This window comes from Paenisporosarcina antarctica (assembly GCF_004367585.1).
GTDB classification, from domain to species: domain Bacteria; phylum Bacillota; class Bacilli; order Bacillales_A; family Planococcaceae; genus Paenisporosarcina; species Paenisporosarcina antarctica.
Genome location: NZ_CP038015.1, coordinates 1,879,218 through 1,893,158, shown reverse-complemented (window position 1 = coordinate 1,893,158; position 13,941 = coordinate 1,879,218). Strand labels below are relative to the sequence as shown.

Annotated in this window: 16 protein-coding genes; all 16 read left to right on the top strand. The window is 37.0% G+C overall.

All coding sequences use genetic code 11. The features are described 5' to 3' along the window. The first annotated feature begins 165 nt into the window (after nucleotides 1-165). The 16 genes from E2636_RS09455 (at nucleotide 166) to E2636_RS09380 (ending at nucleotide 13,894) form a co-directional block, all read left to right on the top strand. The gene (locus E2636_RS09455) at nucleotides 166-393 is read left to right on the top strand and encodes an HU family DNA-binding protein (protein WP_443146808.1); all 228 of its coding nucleotides are present in this window, start codon (nucleotides 166-168) and stop codon (nucleotides 391-393) included. Between the two features lie 402 nt (nucleotides 394-795). After that, on the top strand, nucleotides 796-1,365 hold the full coding sequence (gene folE, locus E2636_RS09450; protein WP_017381832.1) for a GTP cyclohydrolase I FolE: 570 nt from the start codon (nucleotides 796-798) through the stop codon (nucleotides 1,363-1,365). Between the two features lie 75 nt (nucleotides 1,366-1,440). After that, nucleotides 1,441-1,662, top strand: coding sequence for a trp RNA-binding attenuation protein MtrB (gene mtrB, locus E2636_RS09445; protein ID WP_017381833.1), 222 nt, complete (start codon nucleotides 1,441-1,443; stop codon nucleotides 1,660-1,662). An 84-nt stretch (nucleotides 1,663-1,746) separates the two neighbouring features. After that, nucleotides 1,747-2,535: a heptaprenyl diphosphate synthase component 1 gene (locus E2636_RS09440; RefSeq protein ID WP_134209976.1), complete on the top strand. Its 789-nt coding sequence runs from the start codon at nucleotides 1,747-1,749 to the stop codon at nucleotides 2,533-2,535. 7 nt (nucleotides 2,536-2,542) lie between these two features. Then, nucleotides 2,543-3,244, top strand: coding sequence for a demethylmenaquinone methyltransferase (locus E2636_RS09435; RefSeq protein WP_134209975.1), 702 nt, complete (start codon nucleotides 2,543-2,545; stop codon nucleotides 3,242-3,244). 23 nt (nucleotides 3,245-3,267) lie between these two features. Continuing rightward, nucleotides 3,268-4,242 (top strand): heptaprenyl diphosphate synthase component II, encoded by a 975-nt coding sequence (hepT, locus tag E2636_RS09430; RefSeq protein ID WP_134209974.1) that lies wholly within the window; start codon nucleotides 3,268-3,270, stop codon nucleotides 4,240-4,242. Between the two features lie 107 nt (nucleotides 4,243-4,349). Further along, entirely contained in the window at nucleotides 4,350-4,796 is a 447-nt protein-coding gene (ndk, locus tag E2636_RS09425; protein ID WP_017381837.1) for a nucleoside-diphosphate kinase, read from the top strand. A 329-nt stretch (nucleotides 4,797-5,125) separates the two neighbouring features. Next, nucleotides 5,126-6,307, top strand: a complete 1,182-nt coding sequence (gene aroC, locus E2636_RS09420; protein ID WP_134209973.1) for a chorismate synthase — start codon at nucleotides 5,126-5,128, stop codon at nucleotides 6,305-6,307. 3 nt (nucleotides 6,308-6,310) lie between these two features. After that, nucleotides 6,311-7,417 (top strand): 3-dehydroquinate synthase, encoded by a 1,107-nt coding sequence (aroB, locus tag E2636_RS09415; RefSeq protein ID WP_134209972.1) that lies wholly within the window; start codon nucleotides 6,311-6,313, stop codon nucleotides 7,415-7,417. Then, entirely contained in the window at nucleotides 7,414-7,785 is a 372-nt protein-coding gene (gene aroH / locus E2636_RS09410) for a chorismate mutase (RefSeq protein WP_134209971.1), read from the top strand. The genes aroB and aroH overlap by 4 nt, the downstream gene beginning before the upstream one ends. A gap of 20 nt (nucleotides 7,786-7,805) precedes the next feature. Continuing rightward, nucleotides 7,806-8,906 (top strand): histidinol-phosphate transaminase, encoded by a 1,101-nt coding sequence (gene hisC, locus E2636_RS09405; RefSeq protein ID WP_134209970.1) that lies wholly within the window; start codon nucleotides 7,806-7,808, stop codon nucleotides 8,904-8,906. Then, nucleotides 8,903-10,003 carry a prephenate dehydrogenase gene (locus tag E2636_RS09400; RefSeq protein ID WP_134209969.1) on the top strand — a complete coding sequence of 367 codons (1,101 nt, stop codon included), beginning with the start codon at nucleotides 8,903-8,905 and terminating at the stop codon, nucleotides 10,001-10,003. The genes hisC and E2636_RS09400 overlap by 4 nt, the downstream gene beginning before the upstream one ends. A gap of 180 nt (nucleotides 10,004-10,183) precedes the next feature. Next, nucleotides 10,184-11,491: a 3-phosphoshikimate 1-carboxyvinyltransferase gene (gene aroA, locus E2636_RS09395; protein ID WP_134209968.1), complete on the top strand. Its 1,308-nt coding sequence runs from the start codon at nucleotides 10,184-10,186 to the stop codon at nucleotides 11,489-11,491. 77 nt (nucleotides 11,492-11,568) lie between these two features. Beyond that, entirely contained in the window at nucleotides 11,569-12,822 is a 1,254-nt protein-coding gene (locus E2636_RS09390; protein ID WP_134209967.1) for a tetratricopeptide repeat protein, read from the top strand. Between the two features lie 13 nt (nucleotides 12,823-12,835). Further along, nucleotides 12,836-13,390 carry a ReoY family proteolytic degradation factor gene (locus E2636_RS09385; RefSeq protein WP_017381845.1) on the top strand — a complete coding sequence of 185 codons (555 nt, stop codon included), beginning with the start codon at nucleotides 12,836-12,838 and terminating at the stop codon, nucleotides 13,388-13,390. Between the two features lie 48 nt (nucleotides 13,391-13,438). Then, a complete protein-coding gene (locus E2636_RS09380) occupies nucleotides 13,439-13,894 on the top strand; it encodes a DUF2487 family protein (RefSeq protein ID WP_134209966.1) in 456 nt (151 codons plus the stop codon). Nucleotides 13,895-13,941 lie beyond the last annotated feature (47 nt).

Sequence of the window (13,941 nt, the reverse complement as noted above, 5' to 3'; positions counted from 1 at the left end):
TTATGGTTTTTCTGCATTAACTTGGCAATTGTCGCAGGAATATTGTTGCGTAGCCTTTTTGGTTATGATACTCTTTTTACATGATTGAGATTCCATCCCCTTTGAGAGGAGGTGAATGGTGTGAATAAAACTGAATTAGTAAACTCTGTAGCTGAAGCGGCGGATATGTCTAAAAAAGATTCTTCTAAAGCAGTTGATGCTGTATTTGATACAATACAAGATGCTCTTGCAAAAGGTGAAAAAATCCAACTTATTGGATTTGGTAACTTTGAAGTTCGTGAACGTGCTGCTCGTAAGGGTCGTAACCCACAAACAGGTATGGAGATTGACATTGCTGCAAGCAAAGTACCTGCTTTTAAACCAGGTAAAGCTCTTAAGGACGCGGTTAAGTAAATCGTGTTTGCACGTACATAAGAACGGCTTTTGTGAATTTTTCACAAAAGCCGTTCTTTTTTTAATTTTATGCTTTCAGACTTTTAAGAACGCTTTTCGATTTCTTAATAGACTTTGAAAAAAAATTTAAAAATATCAGTATTAGAAAAATTCAGCTTATACTATTTTGGCTGTAAGTTATTTTTTCGAAAAAAATATAGACGAATCAAACGATTTTGCGTAACATTTAATGGTGTGCTACGATTCACTTATATATAAAAGGTAATAAGATGTCTTTCATAACCCCGTTAGTACACGATGCGAATTAAGAGTTCACTTTGTGTCCACTACTTTACTCAAGAATACTAAGCGCCATAATTAGCGCGCTTTAAGGTGTGTTTTAACTATTAGGAGGTGTCCGTCGTGTCAACAGTAAATTTACAAAAAATAGAAGAAGCAGTAAAAATGATTCTTGAAGCAGTTGGCGAAGATCCACAACGTGAAGGTTTAATCGAAACACCAAAACGTGTTGCGAAAATGTATGCTGAAATGTTTTCAGGATTGAATGAAGATCCAAAAGAATATTTTAAAACAGTCTTTCACGAAGAACATGAAGAATTAGTATTGGTTAAAGATATTCCTTTTCATTCGATGTGTGAACATCACTTAGTTCCATTTTACGGTAAAGCGCACATTGCCTATATTCCAAGAGGTGGAGTCGTTACGGGTCTTAGTAAATTAGCACGAGCTGTTGAAACAACTGCTAGACGTCCACAACTACAAGAACGAATTACTTCCACAATTGCAGATTCTATCATGGAGATGCTTAAACCTTATGGTGTTTATGTTGTAATCGAAGCAGAGCATATGTGTATGACCATGCGAGGAATAAAAAAACCTGGAGCAAAAACTGTAACTGCCGTCGCGCGTGGAATCTATGAACAAGATCATGTTAAACGTAGTGAGATATTGTCATTCATACAAATGAAATGAGCATGTAAACTTCGGGAAATATGATATGCTATGATATATTATATAGACAATTTGGTTCATAAAGGAGAGTGTATAATGGCGCAAACAGAATACATTGTAATTCGTGCAGAAGAAGATGGTGTTAACGTAATTGGTCTGACAAGAGGGACAGACACCAAGTTTCATCACTCTGAGAAATTAGATTGTGGTGAAGTTATGGTTGCACAATTCACTGAGCATACTTCAGCAATGAAAATCCGTGGTAAAGCAGAAATACAAACAACACATGGCACGATTTTTAGTGAAACTAAAAAATAGGTTATGTCTAAGTGAATGACTAGGCATGCTGTGCTATAATGACAAAATACGACACCGGCAATATAGCGAAATGGAGCATGTACGATGACCGAACAAATCATTCAACATACAATCCTACAATTGAAAACAAAAATATTAGAACAGGTTCGTCATCGGACTCTTCGTAAACATGCGGGAGATCCGGATCTTCGCGAAGACCGCTTATATTTTTTGCTGCTTCCTTTACTAAACGGGAATCGGTGGAATGATGAACATGAAAAGTCTGCTATTTCAGTAGCAGTTATTTATAGTGCTCTATCGGCACATGATCAAATAAAAGAATTAAATGCATCTTCTAAAAGTCAGCAATTAACAGTTTTAGCAGGGGATTATTATAGTGGCCTTTACTATCAAATGTTAGCAAAGCTATCTAATATTGAATTAATTCGATCATTATCAAATGGAATTATTGATATTAGTGAGAAAAAAGCATCTGTTTACGATGATGTAAAGCAATCCTTTGAAAAGTGGATGGAGACTATCCAAACGATAGAAAGTCTATCCATGGAACAGTTTTATGATCATTTTGATTTTTCTATGTATAAACCTTTTGCTCGCCGCGGTTTACTAATTCATCGTATTGCATATGAGTTAGAACTTGTAAAACAAGGAAAAGCATCTCGTTTCCAAGAATCCTTAGCCCAAAGTGAATTTGAATTTGGTTTTTCTCAAACTTGGCTTGTATTATTGAATCAGGAACTAGCAACACAAAAAAATGAAATGATGGAAGAACTATTACAATCTCGCCTACTCAGCGATTCTGTTCAACAATTCTTAGTGAATTTGTATGGACTACGATTAAATGAGCAAGTGTCAGTTATGAGAGAAAGGTGACATTGTCTTGACCAAAACAAAAGAGCAACGCGTACATGAAGTATTTGAAAAGATTTCTGGTAATTACGATAAAATGAATTCAGTCATAAGCTTTCAACAACATAAAAAATGGCGTGAAGACACTATGTCTCGTATAAATGTTGAGCAAGGGAGCACAACGCTCGATGTTTGTTGCGGAACTGCTGATTGGACTATTTCTATGGGACAAGCGGTTGGGCCAGAAGGAAAAGCAATTGGGTTAGATTTCAGCCAAAATATGTTGAATGTTGGCTATGAGAAAGTGAAAGCTTTTCCGCAAATTGAGTTACTCCATGGCAATGCAATGGAATTACCTTTTCTTGATTCAACGTTTGACTATGTCACGATTGGTTTTGGCTTGCGTAATGTTCCGGATTATATGCAAGTATTAAAAGAAATTCATCGCGTTCTCAAACCAGGCGGTATGTTTGTTTGTTTAGAAACATCTCAATCTGATGTGCCAGTATTTAAGCAACTGTTTCGTTTTTATTTTAAATATGTGATGCCAGTCTTTGGTAAGTTTTTTGCGAAGAGCTACAAAGAATATTCTTGGTTACAAGAATCTGCTAAAGATTTCCCAGGGATGAAAGCACTTGCAAAAATGCTCGAACAAGCTGGATTTGTTCAGGTAGAATATAAGCCATATAGCGGTGGAGCTGCCGCAAGACACATTGGTATTAAAAAAGTTTAATTATTGGGAGAAGGTTAGTTGCGGTGGAAAAGATGAAGTTGAAGATGCTCTATTCTGAAATGCGTTCAGACTTAGATCTCATTGAAAAAGAATTAGAAAAAGCGGTAAACTCGTCTTCAGACTTACTCAATGAAGCTTCTCTTCATTTATTACAAGCGGGTGGAAAACGGATGCGACCCGTTTTTGTTTTACTAGCAGCTAAATTTGGTCATTATCAAATTCAACAAATGAAAGATGTCGCAGTTCCTTTAGAACTTATACATATGGCTTCTCTAGTACATGATGATGTGATTGATGATTCACAAATGAGACGTGGGAAGTTAACTGTTAAAGCTCAATGGAATAATCGAGTCGCCATGTATACTGGCGATTTTATTTTTGCCCGTGCGCTTGAATACATAACAAATATTAAAAACCCATTAGCGCATCGTATACTTTCTTACACAATGGTAGAGATATGTGTAGGAGAAATCATTCAAATTGAAGATAAATTTAAATTAGATCAACGACTTCAAGATTATTTTAGGCGCATTAAAAGAAAAACCGCTTTATTGATTGCATCGAGCTGTCATCTCGGTGCTGTAGTGTCAGGTGCTGATGAGAAAACCGCCAATCATTTAAAACGATTCGGCTATTATGTAGGAATGTCATTCCAAATTATTGATGATATCTTGGATATTACTTCAACAGATAAAGAATTAGGTAAGCCAGCTGGGTCTGATTTAATTCAAGGCAATATTACATTACCGATTCTCTTTCTAAAGGATTCACCCGAATTTAGACCTGCTCTAGAACATGCTATTTCTGGAAATATGACTGAAATCGAGCGACTTGCTCTGGTTAAAAGAATTCGACAATCAGACGCAATTCCTAAATCAAAAGCGATTAGCAATAGGTATTTACAAAAAGCATTAAAAGAAATTGATGCACTACCCTCATCCCCTGCCAAAAAATCATTAAGGGATATCGCGCTTTATATGGGCAAACGTGAATTTTAAAATGTTGAACAAATGTATAGACAATGGTAATATTTTTTAGGGTGAATAAAGTTCTCTGTAAAGTGGGGATAATTCTACTAAGATTCAATTGAAATGGAGTGTTTATTATGGAAAGAACATTTTTAATGGTAAAACCTGATGGCGTACAACGTAACTTGATCGGCGAAATCGTAGGTCGTTTCGAAAAGAAAGGCTTCCAATTAGTTGGATCTAAATTAATGCAAATCACACCTGAACTTGCTGCAGAACACTACGGCGAACATAAAGAACGTCCTTTCTTCGGCGAACTAGTTGAGTTCATTACATCTGGACCAGTTTTCGCAATGGTTTGGGAAGGTGAAAATGTAATTTCTGTTGGTCGTTTGATGACAGGAGCTACAAACCCTAAAGAATCTGCTCCAGGGACAATCCGTGGGGACTTTGCTGTAACAGTTGGCAAAAACATTATTCATGGTTCTGACTCGGCAGATAGCGCTGTTCGCGAAATCGGTCTATTCTTTAAAGAAGAAGAGCTAGTTTCTTACACGAAAGATGCTAACAACTGGATTAACTAATAAAAGAAAGCAGTCAAATGATTTTTCATTTGACTGCTTTTTCTAATTCCTCAATTATCTGGACGCTATAATGTATATATGTAAAAAGAGAAGGAAAAACGTCTATGTTGAATTAACAAGAATTCAATAAACGGTTCAGAAGGTGTATGATTAGAAGTACTTAACAAATATTAAACCCTTAACCTATGGTTTTGTTAATAGAACATCAACCTTCTATCTAACTCACGATAAATTTAGGACATTTATTTGCAGAAATGAACGATGAAATTCAAAATAATTTGTGTTATAGTGTTTTAAAACACTTTAGCGAGTTGAAGGGGGAAAGCGTTATGCGTTATTTAACGGCTGGAGAATCTCACGGTCCACAATTGACCGCCATTATAGAAGGTTTACCTGCACAATTACATATTACTGCAGAAATGATAAATAAAGATTTAAAAAGAAGACAGGGAGGACATGGTCGAGGCCGACGTATGCAAATTGAGACAGACACAGTTGATATTACGTCAGGTGTGCGTCACGGGAAGACATTAGGTTCTCCTATTGCACTAGTTGTAACAAATGACGATTGGAAACATTGGACACATGTAATGGGCATTGAACCTTTAGTAGAAGGATTAAATCCAGAAGATGTTAAGCGTCAAATTACACGTCCACGGCCTGGTCACGCAGATTTAGTAGGTGGCATGAAATATGGTCATACAGATCTGCGCAACGTATTAGAACGATCGTCAGCACGTGAAACAACAGTGCGAGTTGCGGTAGGAGCAGTAGCGAAACAGCTGTTGTCTGAACTTGGTATCAGTATTGTCTCCCATGTAACTGAAATTGGTGGAGTTAAAGCAGATGTAAAGAAAAGTGAAAGTTTATCTGTTTCACAAATACGAGAAATTGTTGAAGCCGATCCCGTATATTGCGTTGACCAAGAAGCTTCAAAGTTAATGGTTAAAGCAATTGACGAAGCAAAAGAAAACGGTGACTCTATTGGCGGGGTTGTTGAAGTAATAGTCGAGGGTATGCCAGCAGGAGTCGGAAGTTATGTTCATTATGACCGAAAACTTGATGCTAAACTGGCAATGGCTGTGATGAGTATTAATGCCTTTAAAGGTGTTGAGGTTGGCATGGGATTTGAAATGGCACGTAAGCCAGGAAGTCAAGTTCATGATGAAATTGTGTGGGATCAAGACCAAGGCTATACAAGAACAACGAATCGTTTAGGTGGACTTGAAGGTGGTATGTCTACAGGAATGCCAATTGTGATTCGTGGTGTGATGAAGCCTATTCCAACTTTATACAAACCTCTACAAAGTGTAGATATCTCAACTAAAGAGCCATTTAAAGCAAGTATTGAACGTTCAGACAGTTGTGCAGTACCTGCAGCTTCTGTGGTTGCTGAGCATGTCGTAGCTTGGGAAATTGCAAATGCGATTTTAGAAAAATTCCATAGTGATCAAATGCCTCAACTTGTCGATTCGATTAATCAGCACCGAGCTTATACAAAGGAGTTCTAATTTATGCAGACCATTTCAATCGACACGAAAAATAAGCACTATAACGTTTATGTGGGTTCACATATTTACGAGAGTGTATTAACTCTTTATGAAAAGCAATTACAAAAAGCTGACCATGTAGTTATTTTTGTTGACGAAGTGGTTGCGAAACTTCATTTAGAAAATTTACTAAGGCCTCTTGAATTAATTAGTAAAAAAGCTGTGCATGTATTCAAATTACCAGCGGGAGAATCAAGTAAAGCTGTAGAAACGTTTATGGCATGTCATTCATTTTTGCTTGAAGTAGGCTGCACAAGAAAAACAATCGCCTTTGCTTTAGGTGGAGGCGCTTCTGGAGACGTCGTTGGCTTCGTTGCATCGACATTTATGAGAGGTATTCCTTTTTTTCAATGTCCAACGACCATATTAGCCCATGATAGTGCAGTAGGTGGGAAAACGGCAATCAATCATCCACAAGGCAAAAATATGATTGGCTCATTTTATCAGCCTGATGCTGTGTTATTCGATGTCTCAACATTAAGCACATTGCCTCCTAAAGAAATCTTATCTGGTATGGCAGAAGTAATTAAACATGCACTCATATCCGATCATCGTTGGGTAGAAGAGTTATTTTCGTTTCAAACTTTTTATGAAATTTCGAATGACCAGTATTTGTCTTATTTAGTGAAAGGCATACAAGTAAAAGCAGCGATAGTTGAAGCTGATGAGTTTGAACAATCGGTTAGGAAATATTTAAATTTAGGTCACACTTATGGCCATGCTATTGAAGCTTCAACTGGGTATGGGAAAATAACGCACGGGGAATCTGTTGCAATTGGATTGGTTATTTCACTTCTTCTAAGTGAAAAAGTACAATCACTACAAAAAGGCACAGCGCGTAAATTATTTGATGCATTATGCGCATTCGGTTATTCTTTTGACCCCGTTTTAGAGCATAAAATAGATACACTCATTGGTTATATGAAACGAGATAAAAAATCATCTTTCGGTGATCTTCACTTCGTATTACTCGAACAGATTGGTCAACCTTGTATGGAAATCGTGTCAGTTAAAGAAGTACTATTAGCACATGAACAATTACGAAAATGGAGTATGGAGGTGCACAAATGATACGAGGCATTCGAGGAGCAACAACGATTCCAGAAGATTTGGCATCACATATATTATCAGAAACTGAAAAGCTAGTTTTAGCGATGGCAAAAGAAAATAATATAAGACCTGAAGATGTAGCATCTGTTGTCGTTTCTACGACGACTGATATTGCTGCTACTTTTCCAGCTAAAGCTGTACGAAGTATCCCTGAATGGACATATGTACCTGTTATGTGTACCCATGAAATGGATGTACCAGGCGCAATCACGAAGTGTATTCGAATATTAATGCACGTCAATACAGAAAAATCACAACGCGACATTCATCATGTATATTTGAATGAAGCAATGAAACTTAGACCTGATTTAATTACAAGCATAACTTGAGAAAGTAGAGGCGAATGACGATGCAGTGGAAAAATCAATTAACAGGGATGAAACCATATCAACCAGGACGTTCCATTGATGAAGTGAAAAAGATGTTTGGCCTAGATGAAATCGTCAAGTTAGCCTCCAACGAGAATCCTTTTGGATGTTCACCAAAGGTCCGTGAATTTATGGAGAATCTATCGATTAATCACGCTATTTATCCTGATGGATATGCAAGTGCTCTACGTCTCGCTTTAGCAAATGTAGTAGGTGTGGAAGAAGACCAACTGTTATTTGGTAATGGTTCAGATGAAATAATTATGATGATTTCTCGCGCGTTACTACAACCTGGAGTCAATACAGTTATGGCCACGCCTACTTTCCCTCAATATCGTCATAACGCTATTATTGAAGGTGCAGAAGTTCGTGAAGTCCCGTTGATTAAAGGTGCACATGATTTACAAGAAATGGCTCTTCAAATAGATGAATCTACAGCCGTAGTTTGGTTGTGTTCTCCAAATAATCCAACAGGTATGCTAATTGAACAACATGAGTTGGAAGAATTCATTCAAAAAGTTCCCAAAGAAGTCCTCATAGTTTTGGACGAAGCATATTTTGAGTACATAACAGATTCTACTTATAAGAACTCTATTGAATTAATAAAAGACCATGAAAATGTCATTATTTTACGTACGTTTTCAAAAGCCTATGGTCTAGCAGGTTTTCGAGTAGGTTATGCGGTGGCACAAAAAGAATTGATTGCTAAATTAGATCCAGTTCGCGAACCATTTAACAATGCAGCCATTAGTCAAGGTGTAGCACTTGTGGCATTGCAAGACTCATCATTTATTGAATCATGTCGCATTCAAAATGAATCTGGCATAAAGCAATTAGAGAAGTTTGCAAAAGAGCATCAACTACACATATACCCAACACAAGGAAACTTTGTTCTTCTTGAAGTGAAAGCTGATTCTGATTTAGTTTTCGAAGGTCTTTTGAAAAAAGGCTTTATTATACGTAGTGGAAACGCGATTGGAACACCTGGATATATTCGAGTAACTATTGGTACAAATGACCAAAATAAAGAATTCTTACAGAAGTTAGCAGATGTATTAAAAGATGCTGAGGTACTTGCATGACAACGCATGTATTAATTGTTGGATTGGGATTGATTGGCGGTTCACTTGCTTTAGCGATTCAAAAAAATCCTGAAGTGAACGTGATTGGTTTTGACGCGGATTCACATACAGTACGAAAAGCAAAAAAGTTAGGTGTCATTGATGATATGGCGTTCAACCTAGAAGAATCCGCGGCATTGGCAGATGTCATTATCTTTGCTACACCGGTTAATGCCACAATACAATTGATGAATGAAGTGCAAAACTGGCAACTCAAAAAAGGTGTTATCTTATCAGACACGGGCAGTACAAAAAAAATGATAATGGAAAAAGCAAAATCTCTGAAAGAGATTGGACTCACTTTTATTGGCGGACATCCAATGGCTGGTTCACATAAAAGTGGAATTGAAGCTGCGAAAGCGCATTTGTTTGAAAATGCTTACTACATTATTACGCCAGTAGAGCATGAAGATGAAATCCAAATACGAACACTTGAAGCTATTTTGCAACCAACAAAAGGGAAGATACTGCGTATTAATGCAAGAGAGCATGATCATATGACAGCTGTAGTAAGCCATTTTCCACATCTTGTTGCAGCTTCTCTAGTTCATCAATTATCCAGTGAAAACGAGGAATATCCGTTTACTAGACAACTTGCTGCAGGAGGATTCAGAGATATCACCAGAATTGCCTCTTCAAACCCAATTATGTGGAGAGATATTACGATTCAAAATCGTCTCGAATTAGTCAAACAACTAGATAATTGGCAAAGTGAAATGGATACAGTTAAAACGATGCTTATGGAAGCGAAATCCGAAAATATTGAACACTATTTTACAAGAGCTAAATTCGTAAGAGATGAATTGCCAATAACTTCTCAAGGTGCTATGTACTCTGTATTTGATTTACATATCGATGTTCCTGACTACCCTGGTGTCATTTCAGAAGTGACGGGACTTTTAGCGAAGCATTTAATCAGTATTACAAATTTACGTATTGTTGAAACACGTGAAGACGTGTTTGGGATTTTAGTGATTAGCTTTCAAACGACAGAAGACCGCGAACGTGCAGCTATTAGCATACAACAAGAAACAACTTATGAAACGTATATTTCATAAGAATACACACCAAGTCTTAATTTGAAACATTGTGATTTTTCTGCGGTTACTCGTCACAAAATGCAAAGCAAAGCATTTTCACAAATCCTTTATGACCCACTTCGTGTAAGCCAAAGTATTACTCGCGAAATTTACCAGAACTTTAATTATTTCTTATATATTATTAAGGATGTGAGTGTATTGAATGATTCCATCAAATTGCAAGCTAACCAATCGCCTCTTCAAGGTTCTCTTCGCGTGCCTGGGGATAAGTCGATTTCACATCGTTCTATCATGTTTGGGGCGATGGCAAAAGGGGTTACAACAATTAACGGATTTTTACTCGGTGACGATTGTTTAAGTACAATCTCGTGTTTTAAAAAGCTTGGGGTAGACATTCAAATAAGTGGTACGAATGTCACCATCACTAGCAATGGAATGGAAAATTGGAAAGAGCCAATTGATATTTTAGACACAGGTAACTCTGGTACAACAACAAGGTTGATGCTTGGAATGTTAGCGGGGTCCAAGGTGCATAGCGTCCTAATTGGTGATGAATCGATTGCGAAAAGACCGATGAAACGAGTCATCCAACCTTTAAGACAAATGGGTGCTCTAATTTCAGGGAGAAGTGATGGGCAATTCACACCACTTGCTGTGCAAGGAACGCAATTATCAGCAATCGACTACACCATGCCTGTTGCAAGCGCACAAGTAAAGTCTGCTATCTTACTTGCTGGTCTCCGAGCAAAAGGAGTAACGACTGTTCGTGAGTCCGAAGTGTCTCGCGACCATACAGAGCGTATGTTAAGGCAGTTTGGAGCAGAAATCACTACTGAAAAAGGTGTAATTAAGTTGCAAGGTGGTCAACAACTTACAGGAACTCACGTAGAAGTGCCAGGGGATATTTCTTCCGCAGCTTTCTTTTTAGTGGCAGGGGCAATTGCTACAGAAAGTTCTATTCGTTTAGAGCATGTCGGCTTAAATCCAACTCGTACTGGAATAGTAGATGTTCTTCAGCAAATGGGTGCAAATTTAGAAATAGAGGTAAATGACTCTGAAAGTGAAGAACCAATTGGTACATTGACGATTAAATCATCAAAATTAAATGCTATTGAAATCGGTGGTGAACTAATTCCTCGATTAATTGATGAAATTCCTATCATTGCATTGCTTGCGACCCAAGCACATGGAACGACCGTGATTAAAGATGCAGAGGAATTAAAAGTAAAAGAGACAGATCGTATCGCAGCCGTAGTTCATGAATTAAAAAAATTAGGTGCTGATATTGAGGCAACTGATGACGGTATGATTATTAAAGGCCCCGTCACTTTATCTGGAGGGAAATTACAATCATATGGCGATCACAGAATCGGCATGATGGGTGCTATTGCTTCTGTTATTTCAACACAACCAATCGAAATTGAACACGCTTCGTGTATTTCCGTATCTTATCCAAACTTCTTTGACCATTTACGAATCGTGTCGTCTTTTGAGACTCTCCGCTAATGGGGAGTTTTTTCTTGTGAATGAGATAGTCGTGATGTAGCATATGGTATGAATAAGAAAGAAAACGGGTGATAATGATGGAAATTAGTCAAAAATTTATTGAAGCTATTGAAGCTGGAGATTTACAAACTGTCCAATCCTTAATTGAAACACTACAACTTTCAAGTGAACCAGAAGCTCAATATGAGATTGCAAATATGCTAATTCAAGCTGGTTATTTAAAAGAAGGTGAACAAGTACTAGAGTATCTACAGTTTTTATTTCCTGAAGAAGCACAGCTGAAAATTGATCGTGCACAAGTTCTGATGGAAATAGACGAAGAAGATGAGGCTCTCTTGTTACTTACTAGTATTGAAGAACATACAGATGAATATCCTCAAGCACTGTTAAGTTTAGCTGATTATTATCAGATGCAAGGATTATACGAAGCTGCTGAACAAAAAATTAATCAAGCACTTATACTATTGCCAGATGAATCAGTATTAATTTTTGCCAAAGCAGAATTATTATTAGAAATGGGGAAATATCTAGAAGCTATTCGTTTATATGAAAATTTAAAAGAACATACTGAAGAAATTGCAGGAGTCCGTTTATCAGAACGCTTAGCTGAAGTATATAGTGCGGGAGCCGCTTATGAACATGCAATTCCTTATTATGAAGAATCGTTAACTCATCAAGTTACACCTGATTTGCTGTTTGGGCTCGCATATGCTGCTTTTCAAGCAAAAGAGTATGACCTGTCAGTTCGAAAGCTGAATGAAGTAAAAACATTGGACCCAGATTATTTCTCAGCTCACTTATTACTATCGCAAGCTTATAGCATGTTAGATGACCATGAGCAAGCATACGAAGCGATATTAGAAGGATTAACTCGTGATGAGTATGATAAAGAACTTTATTTATTCGCAGGTAAAATGGCCTTAAAAATGGGCATAACAACGGATGCTGAACAACATTTAAGACAGGCAATCGTATTAGACCCTGAATATATGGAAGCTACATTGTCCTTGGTATCGTTTTTACATGCGGCAGAAAGAGATCAAGATGTCATTGAACTGGTTGAAATGATTTCATCCAATCAAGATGACTGGTCAGCTTTATACCCATTTGCAGCTGAAGCTTACGCGAAAGAAGAAAATTTTGAACGTGCATACGCATTTTATTCTTTGGCATATACTGATCATAAGGAAGACACAATTTTCATGGAGAAATTCGTTTATTTTCTGCTAGAAGAAGGAAAACGAGATGAAGCCCTAGAAATAGGTAAACAATTACTTTATTTGGAACCAAATGAAGAAAGATGGCAAGACTTGATTGAATCCTTGTCGTGAAAGGAGGAGTAGTATGACCGCTTCTGTTTCTGTGATTGAAAAGAAAGAATTTGTGCGCTGGTTTTTGAAAAGATATCAAATGAAACGAAGAGAATGCGTATGGATACTCAATTATTTATTAAGTCATGATGACTTACTACAAAAAGTACATTTTGTAGAAGAAGCTCATTACTGTCCGAGAGCCATGGTCATGTCTGTTACAGAATCTGGTGGCGTGCCTTTTCGCTTTTATAAAGGTAACTTAATGACTGCAGATGCTGAAAAATCATTTCACGACTTGCGTTTACATCCAAACGAAGATATGTTCATTCAACTGAATTTCCCAAACATCCCACCAAGCTCAGAGTTTTTAGCAGTATTAGAAGAAAATCCATTTATGCCGAAATATTTGCACATTAATGATAAAGATCGTCTTATAGCAGAAGAAGTACTAAAAATAAGTATGAATTCTTTTAGAGAAGAAAATATATTAAAACAAATTGATGAAGCTTTAGATGCGAATGATAAAGAACGATTTCTTGAATTGTCTAAGTTGCTACGGGGAATGAAAGAATCATCTAAATCCTAACTTCATCGTATATACGATGAAGTTTTTTGTTGAGAGGAATTGAATAATATGTACTGGAATTCAAAAGATGTGAGTGTATTTTTAGATCAAAAGGAATTTATTGATACTGCCGTGATTCCATTATTATTAATTGATGGACAAGCAAGTCAAGTTAAACAAAATGCTTCAAGCGCCGAATTTTTAATGGCACTTACAGTATTTATTGAAAATCAATTTAAAGGAAGAGTAGTTTTATTGCCTCCGGTATCGTATACACTTAAGTCGAGTAGGCAACAATTAGGGAATGAGTGGTCTGAAATGTTAAAAGAAGCGGGTTTTAAGCATTTGTTTTTTGTTTCTAGTGACATGAGTTGGGGAACTGAAGCGAACGCATTAAATGTCATTTATACGCCATCAATTCCACTAGAACATATGGATCAAAGATTGCGTCAATCTGTATTGGAAGACCAATTAAGACAAATAATTCCTGTATTTGCAAAACGTTGGGCTGATTCTTCGACATAAGCTTCAAGAAATGTTCACAAAGTACACTTTAACATCTAATGGAATAT